We start from the raw sequence: 26,170 nt of genomic DNA, 5'->3' as shown, positions 1-26,170 counted from the left end.
GCAGGCCCGGCTCCCCCGGAAGGCCTGCCCTGGCCTTGCATCCCTGGCGGTGGGGAAGGCTTCCTAGAGCCCTCAGTTCAGTTCCTCCCCCCAGGCTTCCTCGAAGAGGCGCCTGGCCTCCTGCGCCGTGATCTCCAGGGTCTGGGAGACCTCCTCGGCCAGGAGGTAGAGGGCCCGCCTCAGGGCCTGCCGGTCCAGGTCGGGCAGGCCCCGCTCCAGTTCCCAGGCCCTGAGCTGTCCCGCCATCTGGGCGATACGGTAGGGGTTTCCGTCCGCCAGGATCTCGCTGGTCTTGCGGTGCCGGGCGGCCCACTGCTTGGGGAGGGGCATGCGCCCATTCTTCAGGAGGTCCAGGATGACGGGCACCTCCTCCGGGGCCAGGGCTTTGCGCATGCCCACGCTCTGGGGAGCTTCCACGGGGACGTAGGCCTTGGAGCGGGAGCCGGGGAAGTCTACCTGGTAGTAGGCCCGGCTAATGCCGCTCACGCTGCGCTGGGCGATGCCCGCCACCACGCCGACCCCGTAGGGGGGCAAGACCACCTTGTCGCCGGGACGGAACTCTTTCACGGCGCGACTCCTTTCCGGAGCACCTCCATCAGGTGCTCCAAGTAGGCTTCCACCTCCAGCTGGGGGGTACAGCCCAAAGCCGCGATCACGTGGGCCGTGGCCCGGGGGTGAAGCCCGGGACGCACGGCCCCTTCGGCCTGGCCGCTTTGGATGAGTTCCTCCAACAGGTCCAGGTAGTGCTGGTGCAGCCCCTGGAGCCAGGGCAGGGGGTCGTCCGCGGCTTCCCGGGCCACGGCCGCCCAGAGGCCCCGCCATTCCGCGATCCAGGCCAGGCGTTTTTGCAGGAGGGCTTCCAAGCGCGTAAAAAAAGGCGCCCGCAGGCGCACGATCCCCTCCACCTCCCGGTAGAAGGCCCAAGTCCTTTCCTCCACCAGGCACTTCAGAAGGTCCTTCTTGTCGCGGAAGTACAGGTAGATGGTGCCCTTGCCCACCTCTGCCCGCCGGGCCACCTCCTCCATCTTGAGCCCGGAAAGCCCCTCCTCCCGAAGGATCGCCAGGGTGGCCTCGAGGATGGCCCTTTTCTTGTCCTTGGCGAGCGCCCCCGGGGGGGATACCATCGCGGCCACGCCTTTAACTTTACCACACCGCCCTTTTCCTTTCATGAGGAGCGCGCTACCCTAAGGGCATAGGAGGTAGGGTATGCGCCAGGGCTTTTTCGCCTTGCTCACCGCCGACCCCCTGCGGGGGGCCTTGCGCCCGGTGGAGGCCAGGCTCCTGGAGGAGGCGCGGGGAGAGGCCCTCTTTCTGGTGCCCTACCCCCTCAGGGACCTGGCGGAAGCCTGGCGGCTGGCCTACCGCAGCCTGGGCCTAAGGCGGGGCCGGGTGCTCTACCTCAGGCGGCGGGAGGAGGCCTTTGACCCGGGGGTGGCCCAGGCCGTGGTGGGAAGCCCCCTGGTCCTTCTGGCTGCCGAGGGCCTGCGAGAGTTTTTGGACCTCATCCGGGGCAGCCTGGTGCTCCAAGCCCTCCTGGAAGTCCACCGCCAGGGGGGTGGGGTGGTGGCTTTGGGGGAGGCGGCGGGCCTTTTGGGGGAGGCCGCCTTCTACTCCCTGGAGGGGGAGGTGCGGGCCGCCTTGGGCCTCGCCCTCCTCCGGGGGCTGGCCCTTTTGCCCCGGGTGGAGGAGCGGGGGCGCTTTTGGGCCCTCTCCCGCCTGGTGGCGGACAACCCCGACCTGGTGGGCCTGGGTCTTTTGGAGAACACCGCCCTCCGCCTCCTCCGGGGCCTGGGGGAGGTGTGGGCCGGGGAGGTCACCCTGGTGGACGCCGGCGGCGCCGAGTTGACCGGCCGGGGGGTGAAGGGGCTCAAGGTGGACGTTCTCTCGGCTGGAGAGCGCTTTCCCCTGCCGGCCCTTTAGGGCATACCATGGGAGTATGCCCTCGGGGCGGGTACACGAGGCCATCAACCTGACGGCCTTGGGAGGGGCGGCGGCGGCCTACCTGGCCTATGGGGGCTCGCCGGAGGAGCCCCGGGCCCTGGCCTTCGCCCTGGCCTACCTGGGGGGGACGTTTCTCCTTTCCCCTGACCTGGACCTTTCGGAGAGGGGGGTACGGGCCCAGCGCCGCTGGGGTCTTTTGGGCCTCCTCTGGCGGCCCTACGGCTGGCTTTTCCGCCACCGGGGGCTCTCCCACACCTGGGTGCTGGGTCCCCTCACCCGGCTGGGCTACCTGGCGGTCCTCCTCGGGGGGCTCCTCTTCCTGGCCCAAGGGGTGGCGGCCCACCTGGGGATGCCCTTCTCCCTTCGCCTCCCCCCGTGGCCCCCCGAGGTCTGGGGCTTCGCCCTCCTGGGCTACTACCTCTCCCAGTGGCTCCACCTGGCGGCTGACGGCCTCTGGCCCGACCACGATCTGAAGCGGCTTAAGCGGCCAAGGTGAGGGGGTTTACATACCCCTCCCCGGCAGGGTAGAAAATGGAGCCATGGGCAAATGGAGCCTCCTGCCCCTGGTCCTCCTGTTGGGCCTGGCCTTTGCCCTCCAACCCGGGCAGGCCATCCCCGACTTCGCCCTCCTGGACCCCCAGGGCCGCACCGTGACCGCGGCCTCCATGCGCAAGCCCGCGGTCATCGTTTTCTGGGCCAGCTGGTGCCCTGTGTGCCGGGAGGAGTTTCCTGGGCTGCACCGCATTGCCGAGGAAACGGGGATCCCCTTTTACGTGATCAGCGCCGAGCCCCGGGACACGCGGGAGGTGGTCCTAGACTACATGCGCGCCTACCCCCGCTTCCTGCCCCTCCTGGCTTCCGACCGGGACCGGCCCCAGCAGGTGGCCGCCCGCTTCCGGGTCCTAGGCCACCCCTGGACCTTCGTGGTGGACGCCGAGGGCAAAGTGGTGGCCCTCTTCGCGGGCCGGGCCGGACGGGAGGCTCTCCTAGACGCCCTCCTCCTGGCCGGGGCCGACCTGCCATAGCTCCGCCCGCCGCGCCTCCCCTTGGGGGATGAGGCGCAGGAGGAAGCTGGCCTCCAGGGTCTCCGGGTCCCCCCATTCCACCAGGAGGAGCCGGGCCTCTTCCTGGGCGGCGAAGAGCTGGGGCAGGAGAGCTTTGGGGTCCTGCAGGCGGTAGAGGTCGGCGTGCACCAGGGGACCTTCCGGGGTAGGGTAGGTGTGGATCAGGGTGTAGCTGGGGCTCGTCACCCGCCCCCGGAAGCCCAGGGCCTCCGCCAGGAAGCGGACGAAGGTGGTCTTGCCTGCCCCCAAGGGGCCCTGGAGGGCCACCCTCGCCCCCAGGGGCAAAAGGGACAGGACCTCCCGGGCCAGGGCCCGGGTGTCTTCCAGATCCCCTAGGGTGCGCGCTAAGAGCAGCCGCATAAAGGGAAGAAGGCCCAGACGGGCCTCCTTTGGTGCCGGGAGCGGGACTTGAACCCGCACGCCCTTGCGGGCACCACCCCCTCAAGATGGCGTGTCTACCAGTTCCACCATCCCGGCAGGCGCGCCCCGCGCGCAGAGCTTAGTTTAGCAGAACCCCCTTCCCTGTCAAGGCCGCCCGCTTTGGGACATTTGTCCCTTGGCTCTTCCGGTAGTGTACCCATGAAACGCCCTGGCTAAGGGGTAGGCGCGGGCATGGCCGGTTAGCTTGGGAAGCCCCCCTAAGACCTCCGCCGACCCACCGGTTCCCTGTCCGCAAGCCTCGGCCCCCGGGGACAAGGAGGTGGCATGAGGAGGCGGAACCGTTGGGTGCGATCCCTGTTTTGGGGAGCCGTCTTGGGGGTACTTGCTCTCCTTTTGGTGGTCTTCTCCGGGGTGGCGGTGGGGGCTTTTGAACAGCGCACCCTGCCCCCGCCCCCGCAGCCCGTGCCCTTCAACCACGCCTTTCACGCGGGGGGCTTGGGCATCTCCTGTCGCTACTGCCACGCCGCCGCGGAGCACGCCCCCTACGCGGGCCTTCCCCCTACGGAGACCTGCATGAGTTGCCACGCCTTCATCCGCCCGGACAGCCCCAACCTGGCGCCGGTGCGGGAGAGCTGGGAAACGGGGGAGCCCTTGCGCTGGAACCGGGTCATCAACCTGCCGGATTTCGTCTATTTCCACCACGGGGCCCACGTGGCCAAGGGGGTGGGGTGTGCGGAGTGCCACGGCCGGGTGGACCAGATGTCCATCACCTTCCAGCCCCAGGCCTTCACCATGAAGTTTTGCCTGGACTGCCACCGCAACCCGGAACCCTACCTCAGGCCCCGGGAGCAGGTCTTCAACATGGCCTACGTCCCCGATCCCGAGCTGGGGCAAAGGCTGGTGGAGGCCTACCAGGTGCGCGCGCCCGAGGCCCTGATCGGCTGCAACACCTGCCACCGCTAGAGGGGAGGATGGAGATGCGACGCGGTCCTGAGGATGCCCTGGAAAAGGAGCTTTTCCGAGAGGAGTTCCCCTTCGGCCCCGTAAGCCGCAGGGGGATTTTGGCCATGGGCCTTTGGGCCCTCGCCGCCTGCACCCCGCTGGTGCGGCGCCAGGGGGTGCCTTACGTGCGCCAGCCGGAGCGGGCGGTGAAGGGGGGTCGGGCGGAGTTCGTCACCGCCATTCCCCACGCGGGCTTGGCCGAGGTGGTGCGGGTGAGGACCTATCAGGAACGCCCCCTTTTCCTCTCCCCTCTGGAGGGGGCCATGGCCCCTTATCCCTTGGCGGGCCTCTATACCCTCTACGACCCGGCCCGCAGGGGTAGGGAGCCGGACTGGGGGGGGTTTTACGCCGCCTGGCACCAGGCCTTGGCCGAGGGGGAGACCCTCCTGGTCCTACCCCGCATCACCTCACCTCGCCTGGAGGGGCTCCTAGAGAGAGCTCAGGAACGCTACCCCAACCTGCGGGTGGCCCACTTCGAGGCCTGGAGCCTGGAAAACGTTTACCGTGGTGCTGAACTGGCCTTCGGCCGGAGGGCCTGGCCCGTGTACGCCCCGGAGCGGGCGGAGGCCGTCCTCCTCCTGGATGTGGACCTCCACGAGCACCCGGCGGGCTACCTTTGGTGGGCTGCTTTGAGCAGCAAGCGCCTGCCCCCCATGAACCGCATTTACGCGGTGGAGAGCGCCCCTACCCTCCTTGGGGCTATGGCCGACCATCGCCTGGCCCTGAAGCCGAGCGGACTGGAGGCCTTTCTCCTGGCCCTGGCGCAGGTCCTGGGGGTGGTCCCGGGGACCCCGGCCTCTGACTACGGGGGCTTCCTCCCCGCCCTGGCGGACGACCTCCGCCGGGGCGGTCTGGTTCTCCCCGGCCTCCACCTTTCCCCCGGGGCCCAGGCCCTGGCCCTGGCGGTGAACCTGGCCCTGGGCGCCCCGGTGCGCTACGTCGAGCCCCTCGAGGCCCAGGTCGCCACTCCCCGGGCCTTCCTGGAGGCGGAGGGGGCGGAGCGGCTGGTCTGGGCGGCGGAGGGCCCCCTGCCCTCCTTCCAGGGCAAGGCCTTCGCCGCCCTCCTCTCCCTCTACCCCAGGGAGGTTCCTTGGAGCTTGCCCCTGGCCCATCCCCTGGAGGCGGGCGGCCAACACCGGGACGCCCGAGGAAGGCTTTGGCCCGCTCAGGCCCTCCTCAAGCCCCTCTGGGGAGGTAAGGGCCTGGAGGAGGTGCTCGCGGGGCTTTTGGGGGAGGAGCCCCCCGCTCTTTCCCCCGAGGAGCGGCAGGCCCTGGCCGAGGGCAGGCCCCTGGAGGAGGCCAGGGAAGCGCCGGTGGCCCTCCTCCCTGGCCTGGAGGGCCGCCTCCCCCCCTTGCGGGAGGAGGCCCCCCTGGAGCTCACCCTGCGCCCTGACGCCAGCCTCTTCGACGGCCGCTACCGGGAAAACCCCTACCTACAGGAGCTCCCCCGGCCCCTGAGCCGCTTGGTCTGGGACGGGGCCCTCCTCCTGGGGGAGGAGGAGGCGGAGGCCCTGGGCTACCTGGGGGAGGTCCGGGCCCGGGAGCGGCGGGCCGACCCCAGGCGGCCCCTCCTCCGGGTGCGGGCGGGGGGAAAGGAGGCCCTTCTCCCCCTCTGGCCCCTTCACGGCCTTCCCCGGGGCAGCCTGGTGGCCCCCCTCTCCCACCTCTTCCACCCCGAGGGGGTAGCCTTCCCCGCGGAGCTCATCCCCACGGGCCGGGACTACCCCTTGGTCTCCACCCAGTACCACGGCTACCTGGGAGCGGTGGAGACCGTCCGGGTCCTCACCGAGGCCGAGGCGGCGGAAAAGGAGCCCAAGGAGGAAAAGCGCCTTTCCTTCTATCCTCCCTGGCCGGTGGGGGAGCACGCCTGGGCCATGACCGTGGACCTGAGCCGCTGCCTGGGGTGCGGCCTTTGCATCCTCGCCTGCCAGGTGGAGAACAACATCCCCGCCGTGGGCAAGGAGGAGGTCAGGAAGGGCCGGGAGATGCACTGGATCCGCGTGGACCGCTATTTCGCCGAGGAGGGGGTGCTCCACCAGCCGGTGATGTGCCAGCACTGCGAGAAGGCCCCTTGCGAAGCGGTATGCCCGGTGGCAGCCACGGGGCACTCCGACGAGGGGTTGAACCTCATGGTCTACAACCGCTGCGTGGGCACCAAGTACTGCTCCGCCAACTGCCCCTACAAGGCGAGGCGCTTTAACTTCTTTCCCTATGCGGAGGCCTTCGTGGGCAAGGGGGACCCCAGAAGGGCTAAGGAAAGCCCCCTCTCCCTCCTCATGAACCCCGAGGTGACGGTCAGGAGCCGGGGGGTGATGGAGAAGTGCACCTACTGTGTGCAGCGCATCGAGCTCACCCGGGCCCAGGCCGCCCAGGAGGGGCGCAAGATCCGCACCGGGGAGGTGGTGACCGCCTGCCAGGAGGTCTGCCCCGGCAAGGCCATCCACTTCGGGGACCTCCTGGACCCCGAGGACCCTATCCAGGCCCACCGGCAGGAGGGGCGGCACTACACCCTCCTGCCCGAGGCCAACACCTGGCCCCGCACCACCTACCTGGCCCACTTGAAGAACCCCAACCCCCGGCTTAAGGAGCCTAAGAAGGAGGACGACCATGGCGCATAAGGAGCCCCATCCCGACCGCGACCTCATCCAGGGGGACTGGACGGAAAAGTCCTTGGTGGAGAAGCTCCTGGAGCCTGTGGAAAAGCCCCCGCCTCGGCCCTGGAGGTTGGTGGCGGCTGTGGGGGCGGCCCTCACCTTGGCCTGGCTCTACGCCATCTTCGTCACCTTCGTCCGGGGCCTCGGCACCTGGGGCATCAACCAGCCCGTGGCCTGGGGGCTGGACGTCGTCCACTTCGTCTGGTGGATCGGCATCGGCCACGCGGGGACCCTGATCAGCGCCATCCTGGTCCTCATGCGCCAGAACTGGCGGGACTCCCTGAACCGGGTCACCGAGGCCATGACCTTCTTCGCCATCCTGGCTGCGGCTACCTTCCCCCTGATCCACATGGGCCGACCCCAGCACTTCTACTGGGTCATGCCCTACCCCACCCATATGGCCCTCTGGCCCCAGTACAAGAGCCCCCTCTCCTGGGACGTGCTGGCCATTATGACCTACATCACCATATCTACCCTCTTCCTCTACCTGGGTTTGATCCCCGACCTGGCGCTCCTGCGGGAAAGGAGCCGGGGCTGGCGCCGGAAGTTCTACGGTTGGCTCTCCTTGGGCTGGACGGGAAGCGCCCTCCACTGGCAGCGCTACCGGGCAGTGTATGTGCTCCTGGCGGGCCTCGCCACCCCGGTGGTCATCTCCGTGCACTCGGTGGTGAGCATGGACTTCGCCTACGCCTTGGTGCCGGGCTGGCACGTGACCATCTTCCCTCCCTTCTTCGCCGCCGGGGCCATCTACTCGGGTTTCGCCATGGCCCTCACCCTGGTCATCCCTCTGCGGAAGTGGTACCGCCTGGAGGGGGTGATCACGGAACGGCACCTGGACTGGATGGCCAAGATCACCCTGGCCTCGGGCCTGGGGGTGGCTTACATCTACCTCCTGGAGATCTTCGTCATGTGGTACTCCGCCGAGCCCCACGAGTGGGCCCAGCAGCTTTGGCGCATGACGGGACCCTACGCCCCTTACTACTGGGCCATGATGCTCATCAACGTGGGGCTTCTCCAGACCCTGTGGTTTCCCCGCTTCCGCCGGAACATCGCCTGGCTCTTTATCTTCTCCATTCTGGCCAACGTGGGCATGTGGCTGGAGCGCTTCGTCATCGTGGTGATCAGCCTCTCCCACGACTTCGTCCCCGGGAGCTTCAACCTCTACTTCCCCACCTGGGTGGACTGGACCCTCTTCCTCGGCACCCTGGGCTTCTTCCTCCTGGGCTTGGCCCTGTTCATCCGCCTCTTCCCGCCCATCGCCGTGGCGGAGATGGTCCACCTGTTCCACAAGCTGCGGAAGCACTAGGAGGGCGGCATGCTGTACGGGATCATGGCCTATTTTGACGCTCCCGAGAGGCTGCTTTCCGCCTTGCGGGTCCTAAGGGAAGAGGGCTACCGCCAGTTCGAGGCCCTGGCCCCAGGCCCCTTGGAGGGCCTGGAGGAGGCCCTGGGGCAGAGGCGGGACGAGGCCATCCCCTGGGCAGCCTTCGCCTTCGGGGTTTTGGGCCTAGGCCTGGGTCTCTTTCTCCAGATCTACACCTCTTTGGACTACCCCATAAACGCCGGGGGTAAGCCTCTTTTGGGCTGGCCTGCCTTCATCCCCGTGACCTTTGAGATCACCATCCTCACCATCGCCCTGGGGATTTTCCTGCTTTTGCTCTACATGACCGGCCTCCCGCGGGCGGCGCACCCCGCGGTGCTCGCCCGGGGATATCCCGGGGTGCTGGTGGACCGGTATGGGATCTTCGTCTACGTCACCGACCCCCGGTTCCACCCCACGGCCACCCGCAGCCTTCTGGAAAGCCTCGGCGCCCAGGTGGAGGAGGTGGGGGGTGGTTAGGTTCTTGCTCCTCCTCCCCCTTCTGGCCGGGTGCGGCTGGATGTGGGACCAACCCAAGGTGAAGGCTTTCCGGGAAACCCCCGTTTCCCTAGCCTTCCCCGAGGACCGGGTAGCCTTTGGGGAGAACCTGGACCCCGCGGTGCGCACGGGGCTCGCCCCCGAAGGGGGCTTCGCCGCAAGCCCCTACGTCTTCCCCGAAGAGGAGCTTCTCCGGGGCCGGGTGCTCTACGAGAGCTTCTGCGCCGTCTGCCACGGGGCGCGGGGCGAGGGGGATGGCCGGGTGGTCCCCCTGGGGATGCCCCGGCCCCGTCCCTTCCCGGAGGTAGCGGAGATGCCCGAAGGCTACTTCTACTTCGCCGCCACCAACGGCTTTGGTCGCATGTTCTCTTACCAAGGCCGCATTCCCCAAAGGGAACGCTGGCTCATCGCCCACTACATCCGCCGCTGCCTCTTGGACGAGGTTTGCCCGGAGGAGGTGTTCCGTGCAGAGGTCCATTGAAGCCGCCCGCGCCTGGCCCTGGGTTCTGGGCCTTCTGCTCTACGCCCTGGCCTTCCTCTTCGGCGCAGAGGCCGCCTACTTTCCCTTTGCCTTATTTCTGCTCCTCTCCCTGGGGGCCCTTCTGCTTCTCCTCCTGCACAACGCCCTCCAAAGCCGCTGGGGGGTGCCCTTGGAGCCCTACCTCTACCCCCTGGCCCAGCTCCTTCCCGCGGTGGGGCTTTTAGGTCTGCCCTTCTTCCTCTTCCTGCCCGACCTCTTCCCCTGGGCCCGCCCCGGGGCCGGCCTGGACCCCATTCTGGCCCACCGCGCGGGGTACCTGAACGCCCCCTTCTTGCTCCTGCGCTACCTCCTTTACTTCGCCCTCTTCGCCTTCCTCCTCGCCCGCCTCCGCCCCGGGGAGCACCGGGCGGAGGTGGGCGCCTGGGGGCTCCCCCTGGCCTTCATCGCCGGCACCTTCCTGGTCTTTGACCTTTTTAAGGCCCTCGAGGCCCACTTCTACTCCGCCTCCTACGGGGCCATTCTGCTCCTTTCCGCGGTGATCCTGGCCCTGGCCCTGGCCGTGGCCCTGGCCGCCCGCAAGGGCACGGCGGCCCTCCTGGGCCAGGCCCAGAACCACACCAACCTCCTCCTGGCCCTTTCCATCATCTGGATCTACCTGGAGGCCACCACCCTGGTCATCGTCTGGGGGGCGGACCTGGTGCACAAAGTGGAATTCTACCTGAAGCGCCTCTCCGGCCCCTGGGACGAGGTAGCGGCCCTCTGGGTGGTGGGGGGCTTTTTCCTGCCTTTCCTGTACCTCCTCACCAACCTCCCCAAGCGGGAGAGCCGCTACCTCTGGCCGGTGGCGGCTTGGATCCTGGTCTTCCACCTCCTCCACTTGGCCTGGTACCTCCTGCCTGCCCTGGAGGGGAGCTTGGGGGTAGGGCAGCTTTTGGGGTTCCTGGGCCTGGGCCTCCTCTACCGCCTCCGCCTGGGGGAGGGCTGATACCTCCCCGCCCTGGCGTAAGCCAGGGCGGGGGCCCGATGAAGGCCTACCGCAGGGCTCCCCCCAGCTGCGGATGGGGGCTTCGGTGAAAGGGGTGTCCTGTGGGGACACCGGGCATTCTGCCGGGCTTGTACCGGGGCAAAAGCTCGGGAAGCCCATTGGGCTCCTGGGTCGGGGCATTTGCACCTACCCTCACCGGAGGCGCCCGGCCAGACTGGGTTTAGGGGTACACGGTATAGGTACTCGGGGAGGTTGCGGATGACGACGAGGGTTCTGGTTCTAGGAGGCGGCTCAGGCGGCTTGGTGGCGGCCAACAAGGTGAAGAAGCTTCTGGGCCGTGAGGCGGAGGTCACCCTGGTGGACAAGAACGCCTACCACGAGTTCATGCCCGCCTATCCTTGGGTGGCCTTCGGCATGCGGGAGCCGGAGCAGGTGCGCAGACCCCTGGCTAACCTGGAAAAAAGAGGCATTACTTTCCTGCAGGCCAGGGTGGAGGCCCTGGACCCAGCCCACAACAAGGTGAGGACCAGTGCCGGGGAGCTCGCCTACGACTACCTGATCGTCTCCCTGGGGGCTGAGGCCCAGCCCGCTCCGGCGGGGGATGGCTACGCCCCCTGGAGCCTCGAGGGGGCCTTGAAGCTCCGGGAAGCCCTCAAGGGGTTCCGGGGCGGGAAGGTGGTGGTGGGGGTTTCCTCTCCCTACTACCCCTGCCCCCCGGCCCCCTACGAGGTGGCGGGCCAGGTGGAGTTCGCCCTGAAGGTCAAGGGGGTGCGGGAAAAGAGCAGCGTGGATGTTTTCCACCTAAACCCCCTGCCCCTGGCGGGCATGGGCCCGGTGATCTCCGGCAAGGTGATGGAGATCCTGAAGTCCAAGGGCATCGCCTTCCACGGGGAGTTCGAGCCCGTGGCCTTCGAGGGGGGTAAGGTGAAGGCCAAGGACGGGCGGGAGCTTGCTTACGACCTCCTCATCCTCACCCCGCCCTTCGCCCCCAACCGGGTGGTGCGGGAATCCCCCCTGGCGGGCCCCCAGGGTTTCCCCGAGGTGCACAAGTCCACCTTCCGTTCCCCCAGGTTCCCCAACGTCTTCGTCATCGGCGACACGGTGAACCCCTCCCTGATGCTCCCCCCGGCTGGGGTGGTGGCCCACTTCCAGGGGGAGTACGTGGCCGGGGTCATCGCCTCCGACCTCAAGGGGGCCTACATCGGGGAGCCCTTCAACCCCGTGGCCATGTGCATCATGGACTTTGGGGACAACGCCCTCCTGCCCCAGTGCTCCTTTGAGAAGCTCCTGGCGGGCACGGGGATGCCCTCCTGCGGCGTGATGGCCGTGGGCAAGTGGGTGCGGGTGACCAAGATGCTCTTCGAGGGCTTCTGGTTCGCCACCTTGATCGAGTAGGAGGGCCCATGGAGAAGACGCTCACCGTGGAAGAAAGGCTGGCCCACATAGAGGAGGTCCTGGAGAAAAGCGGGCTAGGCCTCCTGGCCCAGATGGGGGCGGGGGAGACCCTTTCCGAAAACCTGGGCCTCCTCCTGGACCCCAAGAACCTGCAGCTAGTCTCCCTCCTGGCCCGCTTCCTGGACCAGGCGGAGGCCCTGGAGCGGCTGGCGGAAACCCTGGAGAAGCTGGAAAAATCCGGGGCCTTGGCCTTCCTGGGTTACCTCTCCGAGAACTTCGGCGAGGGTCTGGGGATGCTCATGGAGCCCCAGGTGCTCAGGCTCTTTTCCCACGGGGCCAACGTCCTGGACATCCTCTCCCGCATCGAGCCCGCAGCCATCGGCATGATGGCGGGGGCCCTGCAGCGGGGCCTTGCCGAAACTTTCACCCCCGAGGCCATGCGGGACCCGCCCCGGGTGGGCCTCACCGGGATCCTGAAGCAGCTTGCCGACCCCGAGGTGCAAAGGGCCCTAGGGGTGCTCTTCCTCCTCCTCAAGGCCCTGGGCAAGGCCTTCGGTCACCTTAACGAGGACATGAAGGCCATAGAGGCCCTCATGGCCAAGATGATGCCCAAGAAGTAAGGGCAAAGCGGGCATCGGTCGGCTCCTTGGGGTCCCCCTTGCGGCGCAAGCCGCAAGGGGGTGTTAGGCCAGGGTCACCCGGTCGCGGCCTGCCTCCTTGGCCCGGAGGAGGGCGTAGTCGGCCTTGAGGATCCAGTCCTCCAGCTGGGGTTCCCCTTCCGGCACCTCGCCCCCGGCGATTCCGGCGGAGAGGGTGAGGGGGTAAGGGATGGGGTCCACCCGGTGGCTGCGGAAGCGGTAGCGGATGCGCTCCACCACCTCTTTGGCCGCCTCGCGGTCGGCCCCGTAAAGGAGGAGCAGGAACTCTTCCCCCCCGTAGCGTACCGCCAGGTCCTCGCGGCGGACGCTGGCGCCGAGGATGCGGCCCAGAACCTTGAGCACCTCGTCCCCCACGGGGTGGCCGTAGGTGTCGTTCACCCGCTTGAAGCGGTCGATATCCAGCATGACCACGCTCACCGGGGCCCCGTAGCGGCGGGCCAGGGCCAGGAGCTTGGGGAGCTCCGCTTCCAGGCCTCGCCGGTTCAAAAGCCCCGTGAGGGGGTCGGTGAGGGCCAGGGTGCCCCACTCCACCTGCTTCAGCACCTGCCTTACCCTTTCGCCCAAAAGGGAGAGGAAGCTCGGGGGTACGGGCTCTTCCGGGGGTGTGCGCAGGTAGAGGTAGGCGCTGTCCCCGTTTAGGGGGAGGACGAGGCTATGAGGGGTGCGCTCCCCTACTAGCCCCCGCCTCCCCCGGACCTCCAGCCCCACCGCCTGGGGCAGGAGTTGGCGGGCGGCCTCCAAGGCTCCAAGGAGTACGGCCTCCGGGCTTAAGGTCTGGGTGACGCTGGGGGAGAGACGGGCGAGCTCCTCCAGGAAAAGGGTCCAGCGCCGCCCCTTTTCCTCCGTGCGCCGCCACCCCAGGTGCTGGGCATAGAGGAGGCCCAAGGCCCCTGCGAGCCCCCCGTACAGGGCCAGGGCCTGCACCCCCCAAGGGGTAGGCCCTTGGAGGAGGAGGGCAGGCATGAGGAAGAGGCTTCCCAGGGCCAGGGCTTGCCCCGGGAAGGCGGTTTTTTCTCCCTTCTCCTCCACCACCCCCAGGGCGAGGAGGAAGTAGCCCAGGCTCCAGAGGAGATGGGCGGGGTGTCCCGTGAGATGGTCCTCTGCTGCCCGCAAAAGGCTGCGGCTCATGTCCGCTACCAGAAGGAGGAGGAGGCCTACCCCCCAAAGGGCCCTTCCCCCGAGGAAGCGCTCCTGGAAGAGGGGTTCTAGCCGGGGCAGGAGGAGCGCCAGGAGCAGGACGTCCCAGACCCCATACACCCGGTCCATGCCCAGCTCGGGCCTCAGGGCGGCGGTCAGGCCCAAAAGCCCCAGGGGCAGGAGCAGGAGGCTGAGCCCGGGGCGCTTTCCCGGTAGCCGCAGGAGGGCCAGGGTCAGGGCCGCGTAGCCCGCCAGGTAAGGGCCGTCCAGGTAAAGCCCCCGGGGCCATCCCCGGAGTTCCCCCAGGGTCCGGGCCAGCTCCCCCAGGCCCAGGAGGAGGAGCCCCAGGCCCCAGGCCCGCTCCCCCCGCCAGAGGAGAAACCCTCCCCCGCCCAAGGCCACCGCGGGTGCGAGGAAGCCCTGGCTCCAAGGGGCGGTGAGGGGGGATAGCCCTAGGAATAGCAGGAGGACCAGGAAGCCCAGCCCATAAGGGACCACACCCCTAGTCTAGCCCAGGGTGGTCGCGGGAGCAGGGGCTTTGGCCAGGGCCTCGAGGGCCTCCCGCAAGACCCCTATCCCCCTCAGGAACTCCCGCACGTCCACATGCTCGTAAGGGGTGTGGTCCAAGGTGGAGTCCCCGGGGCCATAGGCCACCATGGGCACCTGCCAGTGGGGGGCCAGGACGTTCATGTCGCTGGTCCCGGTCTTCAGCTTGAAGACGGGCTTGCCCCCAGCCTTGCGGATCCCTTGGCGCAGGGCCCGGGTGAGGGGGGTGTCCTTGGGGCCCAGGTAGGGCACCTCCCGGCCGAAGAACTCCAGCTCCAGGGTGGGGGGGGCGTAGGCGCTGAGGTGGCGGATGGCCTCCTCCGGGGGGAGCCTGGGGGGGAGGCGCAGGTCGAAGAACAGCTCCGCCACCTGCTTGAGCTCCGCCGGGTGGACCCGGAAGTCCCGCAGGGTGTACTGCACCTGGTCGAAGGGCCTCTGCCCCACGTTCATGGCCTCGGTCCAGGCCTTGATGGCCACAAAGTAGCTGATGAGCTCCTCCGCCGCGTTGGGCTCGTGGTGGGCGGAGTGGAAATGATCCTTTTCCCGCCGCACCCGCACCAAGAGCCTCCCCTTGTAGCCCAGGGTGATCCCCTCCCAGCCCGAGGGCTCGCCGATGACCACGTAATCCGGCCGGAGCCTGGGGGCCACGAAGCGGGCCCCTTTGGAGCTCGGGGCCTCCTCCTCCGTGGCCCCCACCAGGTGGACGGTGAGGCGCCTCCTGGCCTCCTGGGAAAGCCCGGCGGCGGCGAAGATCATGGCCACGAAGGGCCCCTTGGCGTCCACCGCGCCCCGGCCGAAGAGCTTGTCGCCCTCCAGCCTGACGGGCACCACCCCGGGCACGGTGTCGATGTGCCCCAGGAGGACCACCTGTACGGGGCCATGGCCCACCTGGCCCCGGGCGTTGTCCGCCTCGTCCACGAAGCCCTTGAGGCCAAGCCTTTCCATCCCCTCCGCCAGGTACTCCGCCACGGGGCGCTCCTGCCCGGAAGGGGAGGGGATCTCCAGGGCCCCTTTGAGGAACTCCACGGGGTCCAAGGCGTTCGCGCTCATGTCATTGGGTTAGCACCGCCCGCACCGCCTCCACCACCCGCTCCAGGTCGGCCTTTTCGATGACCAAGGGGGGCAGGAAGCGGATCACCGTGGGGCCCGCCTGCAGGACCAGCACCCGGTGCTCCCGCTCCAGGCGCTGGATGTAGGGGGCGGCCTTCTCCTTGAGCTCGAGGCCCACCATGAGCCCCAGCCCCCGCACCTCGCGGATCCTGGGGGAGGAAATCTCCCGCAGCCTCTCCATGAACCAGGGCCCGAGCTCCGCCGCCCGCTCCCAAAGCCGGGTGCGCTCCAGGTAGCGCAGGGCGGCCACCCCCGCGGCCATGGCCAGGGGGTTCCCCCCGAAGGTGGTGCCGTGGCCCCCCTTGGGCATGCTCCTCGCCACCTCCTCCCGCATCACCGCCGTGCCCAAGGGCACCCCGCCCCCCAGAGCCTTGGCCAGGGTGAGGATGTCGGGCACCACCCCGTAGTGCTCCAGGGCGAAACGCCTGCCCGTGCGGCCCATGCCGGTCTGGATCTCGTCCAGGATGAGGAGGGCGCCCTTTTCCCGGGTCACCTCCCGGGCGGCCTGGAGGAACTCGGGGGTGGCGGGCCGCACTCCCCCTTCCCCCTGGACGGGCTCCAGGAGCACTGCCGCCGTTTCTTCATCCACCGCCCTTCTCAGGGCCTCCACGTCGTTGTAGGGGATGAACTCCACCGGGCCCAAAAGGGGCAGGAAGGGCTCCCGGTACTTGGGCTCCCAGGTGAGGGAGAGGCTGCCCAGGGTGCGCCCAGAGAAGCCCCGCATGGCGGCCACCAGCTTGCGCCTTCCCGTGTGGGCCCAGGCGAACTTGATGGCCGCCTCGTTGGCCTCGGTGCCGGAGTTGGTGGGGAAGACCCGGTTCAGCTCCGGTGGGAGCACCGAAACCAGGGTGCGGTAAAACTCCCCCCGGGTGGGGGTGGGGAGGGTCTGGGGCATGGCGAGGAGGGTTTCCGCCTGCCGCTTGACCGCCTCCACCACCTCGGGGTTGCCGTGCCCCAGGTTGGCTACCCCGTAGCCCCCCACGCAGTCGAGGTACTCGTGGCCCTCCGCGTCCCAGACCCTTGCCCCCTGGCCCCGGACCAGGAGGAGGTCGTGCTTGGTGAAGACCCCGGAGTCCAAGGTCTTTTCCGCTTCCAAAAGGGCACGCCAGTCTTCCTTGACCATGTGTAACCTCCAAAAGAAAAGCCCCCGGGCGGGCCCGGGAAGCCAGGCTTCCCAGGCCCTTTCAGGTTTTGCCCCAGGCGGCCATCTCCCCCTCAGGGTAGGGGGGGCGTGGGCAGGTGTCAACCGATAGACTTTAGGAATGCTGGCCTACGTGGCCCTGGGTGCCAACCTGGGGAACCGGAGCGGGTACTTGCTTCAAGCCCTTTCCTTCCTCTCCCGCCTGCCGCAAACCCGTCTTGTGCGCCTCTCTCCGGTCTACGAAACCGAGCCCGTGGGCCCGCCCCAGCCCCCCTACCTGAACCTGGTGGCGGAGGTGGAGACGGGGCTTTCTCCCCAAGACCTGCTCCAGGCCCTTCTCCGCATAGAGCGGGCCTTGGGGCGGAAGCGCCGGGAGCGCTGGGGGCCGAGGACCATAGACCTGGACCTTCTGCTCTATGGGGACCTGGTCCTGAGGGAGGAAGGCCTCGAGGTGCCCCACCCCAGGCTCCACGAAAGGGCCTTCATCCTGGTGCCCCTTTGCGACCTGGTCCCCGAGGGGCGCCACCCCCTTTTGGGCCAGACCTTCGCCGAGCTTTTGGCTTCCCTGGACCGGCGGGGGGTGCACCCCCTTGTGCTATAGTGGGAACATCGCGGGCAGGACCGCGCGAGGAGAAGGAACTGTGGAAATACAAGCGGGAAGCATCGTAGAGGGCCGCGTGGTGCGGGTGACGGACTTTGGCGCCTTTGTGGAGCTCCCGGGCGGCGAGCAGGGCCTGGTGCACATCTCCCAGATCGCCCACGAGTTCGTGCGGAACGTCCGGGACTTCCTCAACGAGGGGGACATCGTCCAGGTGATGGTGAAGGGCCGGGACGCCAAGGGGCGGCTGGACCTCTCCATCAAGGACCTGACCCCCGCCCCCGAGGGGGCCCCACCCCCTAGGCCCCGGCGCCTGCCCAAGCAGTCCCCAGAGTTTGAGAACAAGCTCAAAAGTTTCCTCCGGGGCACCGGGGGTTTCGGCGGCAAGGGGGGCAAGAAGGGCGGCAAGAAAAAGCGGTAACCCCAAAGGGTTCCCCCCGGGGGTGTATGCCCCTGGGGTTTTGCCTTAAAGTGGTGGGGTATGGCGAAGCCCATAGAGGTTACCGACGCCAGTTTTGACGACGCCCTGGGCGGGCATCCCTTGGTCCTGGTGGACTTCTGGGCGGAGTGGTGCGCCCCTTGCCGCATGATCGCCCCCATCCTCGAGGAGCTGGCCAGGGAGTACGAGGGGAAGCTCTTGGTGGCCAAGCTGGACGTGGACGAGAACCCCAAGACGGCCATGCGCTTTCGGGTCATGAGCATCCCCACCGTGATCCTCTTTAAAAACGGCCAGCCGGTGGAGGTGCTGGTGGGGGCCCAGCCCAAGCGCAACTTCCAGGCCAAAATAGAGAAGCATCTGCCCCCAAGCGCATGAGGATCGCCCTGGACGCCATGGGGGGGGACCGGGCCCCCCAGGTTCCGGTCCAGGGGGCCCTCCTGGCGGCCCATGAAGGGGTGGAGGTCCTCCTGGTGGGGGAGGAGGCCCGCCTGCGGGAGGAGCTCGCCCGCCACCGCGCCTCCCTCCCCATCCACCACGCCCCCGACTGGATCCGCATGGCGGAGCACGCCACCGAGGTGAGGCGGCGCCGGGAAAGCTCCATCATGGTGGCCATCGACCTCCTGAAGCGGGGCGAGGTGGGGGCGGTGGTCTCCATGGGCCACACCGGGGCCACCATGGCCGCGGCCCTCTTCGCCCTGGGGCGGGTGAAGGGGGTGGAGCGCCCGGCCCTCCTGGTGGAGTTTCCGAGCCAGCGGGGCCGCACCCTCCTCCTGGACGGGGGGGCCAACGCCGACTGCCGCCCGGGCTTCCTGGTGCAGTTCGCCGCCATGGGCCTGGCCTACGCCGAGGCTCTGGGCCTTCCCGAGGCTAAGGTGGGCCTCCTTTCCATCGGGGAGGAGGAGGGAAAGGGAAACGCCCTGGTGTTGGAGACGTACCCCCTTCTGCGGGCTGCTTTCGGTGGACGCTTCTACGGCAACGTGGAGGGGCGGGACGTCTTCTTGGGCACGGTGGAGGTGGTGGTCACCGACGGCTTCACCGGTAATGTGGTCCTGAAGCTGGCGGAAGGGGAGGCCAAGGTGCTCCTCGGCTGGATCAAGGAGGCCCTGGCTTCCAGCCCCTTGGCCAGGCTCGGGGCCCTTCTGGTCAGGGGGGCCTTGCGCCGGGTGAAGGAGCGGGTGGACCCCGCCCAGTACGGGGCCATGCCCCTCCTGGGGGTGGAGGGAGCGGTCTTCGTCGGCCACGGCGCTGCGGATGCCCTGGCGGTGAAGAACGCCCTCCTCCGGGCCAAGCGCCTGGTGGAAGGAGGTCTCATGGACCGGGTGCGGCAAAGCCTCGCTGCCCTACACGTCTAGGATCACCCGCGCCCGCCAGCGCCCGCCCTCCTCCGCCACCTGCAGGCCGTGGAAGGTGGCGCTTTTCACCTCTCCCTGAAACCCAAAGCCCTCCTGGAAGGGTTCGCCGAGGAGGGCGGCCTCGAGGCGGTACCCCCCTTCCTTGGGCTCCACCCTCACCCGGGCCCGGCCCGGTACGAAGCCCTTGGTCTGGACCAGGTAGATGAGCTCGTTCAGGTAGCGCACCAGGAGGGTTTCCAGGTCCTCGGCCTCCAGGGCGATCCGCCTGTGCCTGCTGCCCCCTTTAGGGGGCGACTGGAACATCGCCAAAAGGAGGCCCTGGAGGGCCGCTTGGAAGAGGTCCTCCAGGCTTTCCGCCTCTAGGGCGAAGCCCACGTCGGCGGTGTGGTCCAAAGGCCTTACCACCACGGCCCCTCCTCCAGGCCCCGGCTGCCCGGGAGGTGGAAGGTTTCCGTCCAGAGGCGCTCCGGGTGCCTCTCCATAAAGGCCAGCACCGAAAGGGCCTGGGTCCGGTGCTGGGCGAGGGCCTTGAGCTTCTGGGCCAGGGCCCACTCGGGGAGGCGCAGACGGTGGGTCACGGGCCAGGGGCCCTCGGGCTGCACGAAGTACACCACCTGGGCTAAGCCCTCCGCCGCCCTTGCGGCGTAGCGGCTTGCCGCCACGTGGTCGGGGTGGCCGTTGATCCCGTCCGGGGGAAAGGTGAGGAGGAAGCGGGGCCTGAGGGTGAGGAGCCGCTTCCGGATGGCCCTCTCCGCCTCCGGGTGGTCGGGGAGGCCCCGGCCCGTGGTCGGCCCCCGCGGGCCCTCTTCCGCCTCCTGGGGCAGGGCGTTGGGGAAGGAGAGGACCTCCAGGAAGTCCACCCCCAGGATCTCCGCCGCCCGCCTGAGCTCCCCCTCGCGCACCTCCCCCAGGCGCTCGGAGGGGCAAAGCCCCAGGGTCCTGCCCGCCTCCCCCCGGGTGAGGGTGAGGATGCCCGTCCGCAGGCCCGCGGCCTTGGCCAGAAGCAGGGCCCCCCCGGCCCCGAGGCTCTCGTCGTCGGGATGGGGCACCACCACCAAAAGGTCCAGCACTGCTCCTCCCCTAGCCCTCCCCCAGGCGCACCCGCACGAAGCGGTCCCGCCCCCGCTGCAAGACCAGCGGCCGGGAGAGGGCTACCTCCAGATGGGGGTCTGCAACGGGCTCCCCGTCGATGCGCAGGCCCCGGTTGCCGATGAGCCGCTTGGCCTCGGCGTGGGTGGGGGTGAGGCCGGCCAGGGTGAAGAGCCGGGCCACCCCGATCCGCCCCTCCTTGAGCTCCGAGGGAGGGATGACCACCTCGGGGAGGTTCTCGGGGATGCCCCCCCGGGCCACCCGGTCGTAACGGGCCTCCGCCTGGCGCACGGCCTCCGGTCCCGCTTCCTTGTCCCGGCCCAAGGCCTCCCAGGCGTAGCCCAGGCCCTCGTAGAAGGCCCGGTCGATACGGGCGGGGATGGTGGGAAGGGCGTAGGCGGCGGTGAGGAGGCGGGCCAGCACCCGGTGGGCGGGCACGGGGCCCGCCCGGAGGAGGGCCGCCACCTCTTCCTCCTCGAGGTCGGTGAGGAGGCGGAGGTAACTGGGGAGGAGGGCGTCCGGCACCCGCATCAGCTTCTTGAACATGGTCTCGGGGGGCTCGGTAAGGCCGATGTAGTTGTCCAGGCTCTTGCTCATCTTCTCCCGCCCGTCCAGGCCCAGGAGGAGGGGCATGAGGAAGCAGACCTGGGGGGCCTGGCCGTAAGCCCGCTGCACCTCCCGGCCCACCAGGAGGTTGAAGCGCTGGTCCAGGCCCCCCATCTCCACGTCTGCCCGGATGGCCACGGAATCGTAGGCCTGGGCGAAGGGGTAGAGGAACTCGTGCAGGGAGATGGGCACCCCCTCCTCGTAGCGCCGCTTGAAGTCCTCCCGTTCCAGCATCTGGGCCACGGTCATGAGGGAGGTGAGGCGCACCACCTCCTTGAAGGCGAGCCCTTCCAGCCACTCGGAGTTGTAGCGGAGCTGGAAGAGGTGGGGTTCCTGCCTCAGGATCTTCCCCGCCTGCTCCACGTAGCTCCTGGCGTTCTCCCGGGTCTCCTCCAGGGTGAGGGGGGGGCGGGCCTTGCTCCGCCCGGAGGGATCCCCGATCATCCCGGTGAAGTCCCCGATGATGAGGACTACCCGGTGCCCGAGCTCCTGGAACTGGCGCATCTTCCTCAGGACCACCGCGTGCCCCAGGTGCAGATCCGGCCGCGTGGGGTCGGCCCCGAGCTTGACCGTGAGGGGGCGGCCCTCCCTCAGCTTGGCGAGGAGCTCCTCCTCGGGGAGGATCTCCTCGGCCCCCCGCCGGAGAAGGGCCAGGGCCGCTTCCGGGGAAAGCCTGGTACCGACGTCCGCCATGAGCCCAAGTATACTGGAGGCAATGCGGAGCCTTCTCCTCCTGGCCCTCCTGGCCCTCGGCCTCTACTGGTACGCGGAGCGGTACGGCCTGGCGGTGGGCTACCCCCCCTTTCTCCCGGTCTTCTACTGGAACTACAGCGGAGAGGCCCAGTACCCCTTGCGGGTTACCGGCCTTTACGACGCGGTGAAGGTGATGGTCTTGGGGAACCTCGAGGCGGGACGCCTCTCCGTGGCCCTCCTGCGGGAGGGGCGTTCCCAGGGGGAGCGCGTCTTCTCCGGCGCTTTCCAGGAGGAGCTGCGCTTTGCCGTGACCCCCGGGGAGTACACCCTGCGCTTCCGGCTGGAGGGGGCCAAGGGGCGGGTGCGCTACGACTGGGTCACCACCCGGTTTGCCCCCTAGAGGGGGGTGTGCTACACTTAGGCCTGGTCTGCCCCTAGGGGGCACAAGGGGAGAGCGATGGCGCAAAAGAAGCCCAAGAGGAACCTTTCCGCCCTGAAGCGGCACCGGCAGTCCCTGAAGCGCCGGCTGCGCAACAAGGCCAAGAAGTCGGCCATCAAGACCCTGAGCAAGAAGGCGGTGCTCCTGGCCCAGGAGGGCAAGGCCGAGGAGGCCCTGAAGCTCATGCGCAAGGCCGAAAGCCTCATCGACAAAGCGGCCAAGGGGTCCACCCTCCACAAGAACGCTGCCGCCCGCAAGAAGTCCCGGCTGATGCGCAAGGTGCAAGGCTTCCTCCAGGCTTCCAGGGCCGCCGCGGAGAGCGGCGTGGGTGCTTAGGGAGGGGAGTGTGGGCAAGGGGGACCGGCGTACCCGGCGGGGCAAGGTCTGGCGGGGCACTTACGGCAAGTACCGCCTGCGCAAAAAAAGGTAGCCCGCCCCTTCCCCGGCGGGGTCGCTAGAGGGGGCTCAGGCCGTCCCCTGTTGGGGGGAGGGGGTGGCCTCTATCCGGAGAGACGGGGAAGGGCTCGACGCAAGAAGGTCTTGCGCCCCCCCGCCGGGGCCGCCCTCGGGCAAGGGCGCTCAGGGTGGGGTTGGTTCCCCTTCCCGCTCCATCTCCCAGGTTAGATCCCGCAGGAGCCAGCCCCGCCCCGGGGGCATAACCTCCCCTGCGGCCAAGGCCTGGACCAGGTAGCGGCGTACCAGGCCCACCGGCACCCCCTCGGCGATGACCTCCCCTAGGTTGCGGCTCCCGTCCAGAAGGGAAAGGAGGTGGCCGAACTCCTCCAGGGTCCGGCTTCGCCGTCCCTGGTGCCGGATACGGAGGGCGTACCAGGCGTAGCGGCGCAAGGGGTAGAGGTCCCCTTCCCGGACCCCCATGTAGGCCCTTTCCATAGCGATGAGGAGGGGTACGCCCCAGGCCTTGGCCGCGGCCCGGACGCTCTTTCCCCCTTGGAAGACCCCGTAGGGTTCCTTGGGGCGGATGGCTTCCAGGACCCGGCTAGGGGAGTCCACCAGGGTGCGGAAGCGGTCCCACTCATCGTTGACCCGGGCCCATTCCCCCATGAGGGCGGGGAAGGGGAGGAAGGGCCGCTCCGGGGAGGGGGGGGCGGGTTGGAAGCGAAAGGAGCCCTCCCGGGGATGGAGGGGAAAGGCCAGGAGGGCCTCGAGGCCCTCCCAGTCTAGGATGGCTGCCCCCACCACTTCCCCTGCGGAAAGGCGCAGGGAGAGGGGAAGGCGTCCTGCCCTAAGCTCTAGACCCCCCGAGCGCCGATGGGTGTGGATCAGCTCTAAGACCTGCGTCAGCGGGATGGTGTTCAGGTCTCCTTCCAGAAGTATCCCTCCCCCAAGCCTAAGACCAGGGTACGCCCCTCCCCCCGGTAGGCTTCAAGGGCTTGGACCACGGCTAGGGTATGGGCTTCTTCCACCAAGGCGGCCACCGCGGGCCCGGCTCCCCCCACGAAGGCGGCCAGGGCGCCCGCTTCCAGGGCCCGGTCGATGGCCTCTGACGCCCCCGGCATCAGCCCGGCCCGGTAGGGCTGGTGCAGGCGGTCCCGGCAGGCCTCCCTCAGGGCGGAAAGCCTCCCCGAAAAGAGGGCCGCGGGCCAGAGGGCGCTCCGGGCCAGGTTGAAGACGGCATCCTTTAAGGAAACCCTCTCGGGCAAGGCCGCCCGGGCCAGGGGCGTGGGCACCTCGTAGGGGGGCACCGCCAGGACGAAGCGCACCCCCTCTGGCCTCGGCAGGGGAATGGCCAGGGGGGGGTCGGCCAGGGCGGCCACGAACCCCCCGTAGACCGCGGGGGCCACGTTGTCGGGGTGGCCCTCGAGGCCCGCGGCCACCCGGAAGACCCCGTCGCGCCCCAGCCTTCCCCTGGAAAAGCGGTCCGCCAGGGCCACCCCCGCCACCAAGGCCGCCGAGGAGCTCCCCATGCCCCGGGCCAGGGGGATGGGGTTGAAGGTCCGGATGCGGAGGGGCTCAGGGCATAGGCCCAAGGCCCGCATCCCCGCCCGGTAGCCCTGGTGGACCAGGTTGTCCGTCCCCTCCACCCGGCCCTCCCCCTCGTAGTGGAAGGCGTCCTCCCCTGCGGGCTCGGCCTCCACCTCCAGGTAGAGGTCCAAGGCCACCCCCAGGGCGTCAAACCCCGAGCCCAGGTTGGCCAGGGTGGCGGGGACATAGAGGCGGGCTTTGCCTTCCATACGGCCTACACCGCCCCCAGCATACCAAGGGTCTTCGTAGCTGTTTCGCTCGGGCTGCGCCCCGCCCTGGGACTACATCCGGGTAAGGGACAGGGGGGCTTGGTTCCGCGCCAGGGCTTCCCTTGCGCGGGGCAAGGCCTCCGCCACCTCCCGGGCCAGGAGGCCAACCCCCTTTTCCTCCGCCAGGAGGTCCCCCGCCAGGCCGTGGAGGTAGACCCCAAGCCTCGCGGCCTCAAAGGGGGCAAGCCCCGCGGCGAGGAGGGCGGCGATGGCCCCTGCGAGCACATCCCCCGTCCCCCCCGTGGCCAGGGCGGGGTTCCCTGTGGGGTTCACGGAGAGGCGGCCTCCTTCCGCCACCACCGTGGGGTTTCCCTTGAGGACCACCGCCTGCCCCGTGGCCTCCGCCAGGGCCCGGGCTGAGGCCAGGGGGTCCTGGGCGATCTCCTCGGGGCTCTTCCCCAAAAGCCTTCCCGCCTCCCCCGCGTGGGGGGTGAGGACGGCCCTCACCCCGGCCCGGCGGTAGGCCTCGAGGACCTCGGGGTGCAGGGCGTCCGCATCCAGCACCGTGGGAAGCTGGGCTTCCAGGGCCTTCAGGGCCCACTCCCGCCCCCAGGGCCCCCCGCCCATTCCCACCGCCAGGGCCTCCACCCGCATGGCGGGGAGGGTGGGTCCGGGTACGGGATGGAAGACGGCCTCCAGGGGCTCCAAGGGGGTGCCTTCCGGCACCGCCAGGTGCACCAGGCCCGCCCCCATGCGGTAGGCCCCCAGGGCGGCCAAGACCGGGGCCCCGGCGTAGCGGAGGCCCTCCCCCCTAAACCCCCCCAGGACCCCTACCCGGCCCACGCTCCCCTTGTGGGCGGTGAGGGGGCGCCTGGGTAGGAGGGGGAGGAGGGCCTCTGGGGTGGCCACCTCGGGCAGGTCCTCCCGCTCCAGGAGGTGCCGGGGCAGGCCGATCTCCGCCAGGAAAAGCCGGCCGCAGGCCTCCCGCACCAGGAGGTGGGGGGTTTTGAGGGCGGCGAAGGCCACGGTGGCCGTGGCCCGCACGTGGGGGGAGAAGGGAAGGCCCGAGGGGAGGTCCAGGGAGAGGACCGGAAGGCCGGAGGCGTTCACCCGGTCCACGAGCCCGGCGTAAAGGCCCTCCAGGGGCCCCCTTAGCCCGGTGCCGAAGAGGGCGTCCACCAGCACCTCCCCCGGTCCCCAGGCGGCTTCCTCCAGGGGGCGCAGGTCCAGGCCGTGGGCCTCCAGGGCCCCTCGGGCCAGGAGGGCGTCCCCCTCCTGCCCCTCCGCGGCGTAGACCCGCACCGCCACCCCTTCCAGGAGGAGGTGCCGGGCCAGGACCAGGCCGTCTCCGCCGTTATTCCCCTTGCCCGCCAGGACCACGGCGGGGCGGTGGCCGAAAAGCTCCCGGTAGACCCTTGCCGCCTTCATCCCCGCCCACTCCATGAGGAGGAGGCTGGGGTAGCCCATCTCCGCCGCCTTGCGGTCCGCCTCCCGCATGGCTTCGGGGGTGAAGAGCCTCATGGCTTCCAGGATACCCCCGGGATTACCATGGCCGTATGGAGCGCCTAGAGGAGGCGAGAGAAAGGCTGAAGGCTGCCCAAAGGGTAGCGGTCCTGACGGGGGCGGGCATCTCCAAGCCCTCGGGCATCCCCACCTTCCGGGACGTGGAGGGGCTTTGGCGGGACTTCAACCCCCTGGACTACGCCACCCCCGAGGCCTACGCCAGGGACCCGCAAAGGGTTTGGGAGTGGTACGCCTGGCGCATCGCCAAGGTGCGGGAGGCCCGGCCCAACCCCGCCCACCGGGCCCTGGCGCGCCTGGAGAAGGAGGTTTTGGGGAGGGGAGGGGCCTTCCTCCTGGTCACCCAGAACGTGGACGGCCTCCACGCCCGGGCGGGAAGCCGGAACCTGGTGGAGCTCCACGGGAACCTCCTCCGGGCCCGGTGCGAGGCCTGCGGGCATCGGTTCTCGCTCCCCGACCCTTTCACCCCTCCACCCTTCTGTCCCCTTTGTGGGCATAGGGCCCGGCCCGACGTGGTCTGGTTCGGGGAGTTTCTGCCCGAAGGGGCCTGGGAACGGGCGGAGAGGGCTTTCCTCGAGGCTGACCTCGCCCTGGTGGTGGGCACCAGCGCCGAGGTGGAGCCCGCAGCCTCCCTGGGGCGCATCGCCTACGCCTCCGGGGCCTACCTGGTGGAGGTCAACCCCGAGCCCACCCCCCTCACCCCCCTGGCCCACCTGGCCCTGAGGCAGGGCGCCGTGGAGGGGATGGCCGCCTTGCTGGGACCCCATCTTGACACCAAAGGGGAGGCCTGGTAGATTCAAAGGTGCGCCGGCTTCCCGGCGGGGGATCTTGAAAGCGCGGGAATAGGGCGTAGCACCTAGCCAAAAACGCCTTCAGGGCGTTTTTCT

Annotated in this window: 31 protein-coding genes and 1 tRNA gene; 19 read left to right on the top strand and 13 right to left on the bottom strand. The window is 69.2% G+C overall.

Features of this window, described 5'->3' with window-relative positions; translation table 11 throughout:
• Window positions 1-72: 72 nt before the first annotated feature.
• Together ETP66_RS04915 and ETP66_RS04910 are read right to left on the bottom strand one after the other, a co-directional pair.
• A complete protein-coding gene (locus ETP66_RS04915) occupies window positions 73-567 on the bottom strand; it encodes a CarD family transcriptional regulator (protein ID WP_130841182.1) in 495 nt (164 codons plus the stop codon).
• A complete protein-coding gene (locus ETP66_RS04910; RefSeq protein WP_130841469.1) occupies window positions 564-1,124 on the bottom strand; it encodes a TetR/AcrR family transcriptional regulator in 561 nt (186 codons plus the stop codon). Before ETP66_RS04910 ends, ETP66_RS04915 begins: the two co-directional genes overlap by 4 nt.
• An 82-nt stretch (window positions 1,125-1,206) precedes the next feature.
• Here ETP66_RS04910 and ETP66_RS04905 point away from each other — a divergent pair, with 82 nt between their 5' ends.
• Genes ETP66_RS04905 through ETP66_RS04895 form a run of 3 tightly spaced genes read left to right on the top strand, consistent with a single transcriptional unit; the run spans window position 1,207 to window position 2,966 of the window.
• Entirely contained in the window at window positions 1,207-1,920 is a 714-nt protein-coding gene (locus ETP66_RS04905; protein WP_130841180.1) for a type 1 glutamine amidotransferase family protein, read from the top strand.
• A 16-nt stretch (window positions 1,921-1,936) separates the two neighbouring features.
• Window positions 1,937-2,437, top strand: a complete 501-nt coding sequence (locus tag ETP66_RS04900) for a metal-binding protein (protein WP_130841178.1) — start codon at window positions 1,937-1,939, stop codon at window positions 2,435-2,437.
• A 43-nt stretch (window positions 2,438-2,480) separates the two neighbouring features.
• Window positions 2,481-2,966: a TlpA family protein disulfide reductase gene (locus ETP66_RS04895; protein ID WP_130841176.1), complete on the top strand. Its 486-nt coding sequence runs from the start codon at window positions 2,481-2,483 to the stop codon at window positions 2,964-2,966.
• On the opposite strand, the gene tsaE is transcribed toward ETP66_RS04895, so the two are convergent.
• Window positions 2,928-3,365 (bottom strand): tRNA (adenosine(37)-N6)-threonylcarbamoyltransferase complex ATPase subunit type 1 TsaE, encoded by a 438-nt coding sequence (gene tsaE / locus ETP66_RS04890; RefSeq protein WP_130841174.1) that lies wholly within the window; start codon window positions 3,363-3,365, stop codon window positions 2,928-2,930. The genes ETP66_RS04895 and tsaE overlap by 39 nt on opposite strands.
• Window positions 3,366-3,395: 30 nt before the next feature.
• Window positions 3,396-3,482: transfer RNA gene (locus ETP66_RS04885), tRNA-Leu, on the bottom strand.
• A 228-nt stretch (window positions 3,483-3,710) separates the two neighbouring features.
• Here ETP66_RS04885 and ETP66_RS04880 point away from each other — a divergent pair.
• The 8 genes from ETP66_RS04880 to ETP66_RS11995 all read left to right on the top strand — a co-directional run bounded on the left by ETP66_RS04880 (window position 3,711) and on the right by ETP66_RS11995 (window position 12,381).
• Complete coding sequence (locus tag ETP66_RS04880; RefSeq protein WP_130841172.1) at window positions 3,711-4,349, top strand: cytochrome c3 family protein; 639 nt, start codon at window positions 3,711-3,713, stop codon at window positions 4,347-4,349.
• A 14-nt stretch (window positions 4,350-4,363) separates the two neighbouring features.
• The gene (locus ETP66_RS04875) at window positions 4,364-7,006 is read left to right on the top strand and encodes a 4Fe-4S dicluster domain-containing protein (protein ID WP_130841170.1); all 2,643 of its coding nucleotides are present in this window, start codon (window positions 4,364-4,366) and stop codon (window positions 7,004-7,006) included.
• On the top strand, window positions 6,996-8,348 hold the full coding sequence (nrfD, locus tag ETP66_RS04870; protein WP_130841168.1) for an NrfD/PsrC family molybdoenzyme membrane anchor subunit: 1,353 nt from the start codon (window positions 6,996-6,998) through the stop codon (window positions 8,346-8,348). Before ETP66_RS04875 ends, nrfD begins: the two co-directional genes overlap by 11 nt.
• Before the next feature lie 9 nt (window positions 8,349-8,357).
• The gene (locus ETP66_RS04865) at window positions 8,358-8,882 is read left to right on the top strand and encodes a DUF3341 domain-containing protein (RefSeq protein ID WP_130841166.1); all 525 of its coding nucleotides are present in this window, start codon (window positions 8,358-8,360) and stop codon (window positions 8,880-8,882) included.
• Between the two features lie 40 nt (window positions 8,883-8,922).
• Entirely contained in the window at window positions 8,923-9,381 is a 459-nt protein-coding gene (locus tag ETP66_RS04860; RefSeq protein ID WP_130841467.1) for a c-type cytochrome, read from the top strand.
• Window positions 9,365-10,366: a hypothetical protein gene (locus tag ETP66_RS04855; protein ID WP_130841165.1), complete on the top strand. Its 1,002-nt coding sequence runs from the start codon at window positions 9,365-9,367 to the stop codon at window positions 10,364-10,366. The genes ETP66_RS04860 and ETP66_RS04855 overlap by 17 nt, the downstream gene beginning before the upstream one ends.
• Before the next feature lie 258 nt (window positions 10,367-10,624).
• A complete protein-coding gene (locus ETP66_RS04850; protein WP_130841163.1) occupies window positions 10,625-11,761 on the top strand; it encodes an NAD(P)/FAD-dependent oxidoreductase in 1,137 nt (378 codons plus the stop codon).
• A gap of 8 nt (window positions 11,762-11,769) precedes the next feature.
• Complete coding sequence (locus ETP66_RS11995; RefSeq protein WP_201738471.1) at window positions 11,770-12,381, top strand: helical membrane plugin domain-containing protein; 612 nt, start codon at window positions 11,770-11,772, stop codon at window positions 12,379-12,381.
• 63 nt (window positions 12,382-12,444) lie between these two features.
• Here the strand turns inward: ETP66_RS11995 and ETP66_RS04840 are convergent, their stop codons facing one another.
• The 3 genes from ETP66_RS04840 to lysJ are packed head-to-tail and all read right to left on the bottom strand — an operon-like array spanning window position 12,445 to window position 16,336.
• Entirely contained in the window at window positions 12,445-14,055 is a 1,611-nt protein-coding gene (locus tag ETP66_RS04840) for a GGDEF domain-containing protein (protein WP_130841161.1), read from the bottom strand.
• Between the two features lie 9 nt (window positions 14,056-14,064).
• A complete protein-coding gene (locus ETP66_RS04835; RefSeq protein ID WP_130841159.1) occupies window positions 14,065-15,153 on the bottom strand; it encodes a [LysW]-lysine hydrolase in 1,089 nt (362 codons plus the stop codon).
• A 1-nt stretch (window position 15,154) separates the two neighbouring features.
• Complete coding sequence (gene lysJ, locus ETP66_RS04830) at window positions 15,155-16,336, bottom strand: [LysW]-aminoadipate semialdehyde transaminase LysJ (RefSeq protein ID WP_130841157.1); 1,182 nt, start codon at window positions 16,334-16,336, stop codon at window positions 15,155-15,157.
• 139 nt (window positions 16,337-16,475) lie between these two features.
• Between lysJ and folK the strand changes: the two genes are divergently transcribed.
• From folK to plsX, 4 genes are read left to right on the top strand one after another with little or no spacing between them, the layout of a single operon-like run.
• The gene (gene folK, locus ETP66_RS04825) at window positions 16,476-16,955 is read left to right on the top strand and encodes a 2-amino-4-hydroxy-6-hydroxymethyldihydropteridine diphosphokinase (protein ID WP_130841155.1); all 480 of its coding nucleotides are present in this window, start codon (window positions 16,476-16,478) and stop codon (window positions 16,953-16,955) included.
• A gap of 40 nt (window positions 16,956-16,995) precedes the next feature.
• Window positions 16,996-17,373: an RNA-binding protein S1 gene (locus ETP66_RS04820; RefSeq protein WP_130841153.1), complete on the top strand. Its 378-nt coding sequence runs from the start codon at window positions 16,996-16,998 to the stop codon at window positions 17,371-17,373.
• Between the two features lie 60 nt (window positions 17,374-17,433).
• Window positions 17,434-17,766, top strand: coding sequence for a thioredoxin (trxA, locus tag ETP66_RS04815; protein WP_130841151.1), 333 nt, complete (start codon window positions 17,434-17,436; stop codon window positions 17,764-17,766).
• On the top strand, window positions 17,763-18,743 hold the full coding sequence (plsX, locus tag ETP66_RS04810; protein WP_130841149.1) for a phosphate acyltransferase PlsX: 981 nt from the start codon (window positions 17,763-17,765) through the stop codon (window positions 18,741-18,743). The genes trxA and plsX overlap by 4 nt, the downstream gene beginning before the upstream one ends.
• Here the strand turns inward: plsX and ETP66_RS04805 are convergent.
• The 3 genes from ETP66_RS04805 to tyrS are packed head-to-tail and all read right to left on the bottom strand — an operon-like array spanning window position 18,732 to window position 21,131.
• Window positions 18,732-19,151 carry an archease gene (locus ETP66_RS04805; protein WP_130841147.1) on the bottom strand — a complete coding sequence of 140 codons (420 nt, stop codon included), beginning with the start codon at window positions 19,149-19,151 and terminating at the stop codon, window positions 18,732-18,734. The two genes, plsX and ETP66_RS04805, sit on opposite strands and share 12 nt — an antisense overlap.
• The gene (locus ETP66_RS04800) at window positions 19,142-19,810 is read right to left on the bottom strand and encodes a PIG-L deacetylase family protein (RefSeq protein WP_130841464.1); all 669 of its coding nucleotides are present in this window, start codon (window positions 19,808-19,810) and stop codon (window positions 19,142-19,144) included. The genes ETP66_RS04805 and ETP66_RS04800 overlap by 10 nt, the downstream gene beginning before the upstream one ends.
• A gap of 13 nt (window positions 19,811-19,823) precedes the next feature.
• Window positions 19,824-21,131 carry a tyrosine--tRNA ligase gene (tyrS, locus tag ETP66_RS04795; protein WP_130841145.1) on the bottom strand — a complete coding sequence of 436 codons (1,308 nt, stop codon included), beginning with the start codon at window positions 21,129-21,131 and terminating at the stop codon, window positions 19,824-19,826.
• Window positions 21,132-21,153: 22 nt separating this feature from the next.
• Here tyrS and ETP66_RS04790 point away from each other — a divergent pair, with 22 nt between their 5' ends.
• Genes ETP66_RS04790 through ETP66_RS04780 form a run of 3 tightly spaced genes read left to right on the top strand, consistent with a single transcriptional unit; the run spans window position 21,154 to window position 22,000 of the window.
• Entirely contained in the window at window positions 21,154-21,531 is a 378-nt protein-coding gene (locus ETP66_RS04790) for a hypothetical protein (protein ID WP_130841143.1), read from the top strand.
• Window positions 21,532-21,588: 57 nt separating this feature from the next.
• On the top strand, window positions 21,589-21,906 hold the full coding sequence (gene rpsT, locus ETP66_RS04785) for a 30S ribosomal protein S20 (protein WP_130841141.1): 318 nt from the start codon (window positions 21,589-21,591) through the stop codon (window positions 21,904-21,906).
• Window positions 21,907-21,916: 10 nt separating this feature from the next.
• Window positions 21,917-22,000, top strand: coding sequence for a 30S ribosomal protein THX (locus ETP66_RS04780; RefSeq protein ID WP_130841462.1), 84 nt, complete (start codon window positions 21,917-21,919; stop codon window positions 21,998-22,000).
• Between the two features lie 149 nt (window positions 22,001-22,149).
• Here ETP66_RS04780 and ETP66_RS04775 read toward each other — a convergent pair whose 3' ends face one another.
• The 3 genes from ETP66_RS04775 to ETP66_RS04765 all read right to left on the bottom strand — a co-directional run bounded on the left by ETP66_RS04775 (window position 22,150) and on the right by ETP66_RS04765 (window position 25,283).
• Window positions 22,150-22,899, bottom strand: coding sequence for a DUF4388 domain-containing protein (locus ETP66_RS04775; protein ID WP_130841139.1), 750 nt, complete (start codon window positions 22,897-22,899; stop codon window positions 22,150-22,152).
• Entirely contained in the window at window positions 22,884-23,762 is an 879-nt protein-coding gene (gene thrB / locus ETP66_RS04770) for a homoserine kinase (RefSeq protein WP_130841137.1), read from the bottom strand. The genes ETP66_RS04775 and thrB overlap by 16 nt, the downstream gene beginning before the upstream one ends.
• A gap of 72 nt (window positions 23,763-23,834) precedes the next feature.
• Window positions 23,835-25,283 (bottom strand): NAD(P)H-hydrate dehydratase, encoded by a 1,449-nt coding sequence (locus ETP66_RS04765; RefSeq protein ID WP_130841135.1) that lies wholly within the window; start codon window positions 25,281-25,283, stop codon window positions 23,835-23,837.
• Between the two features lie 35 nt (window positions 25,284-25,318).
• On the opposite strand from ETP66_RS04765, the gene ETP66_RS04760 reads away from it, so the two are divergent.
• The gene (locus ETP66_RS04760; protein ID WP_130841133.1) at window positions 25,319-26,077 is read left to right on the top strand and encodes an SIR2 family NAD-dependent protein deacylase; all 759 of its coding nucleotides are present in this window, start codon (window positions 25,319-25,321) and stop codon (window positions 26,075-26,077) included.
• The last annotated feature ends 93 nt before the right edge of the window (window positions 26,078-26,170 follow it).

Source organism: Thermus thermamylovorans (assembly GCF_004307015.1).
Classification (GTDB): domain Bacteria; phylum Deinococcota; class Deinococci; order Deinococcales; family Thermaceae; genus Thermus; species Thermus thermamylovorans.
The sequence above is the reverse complement of the archived record's forward strand: the minus strand, read 5'-3'. Positions and strand labels throughout refer to the sequence as shown.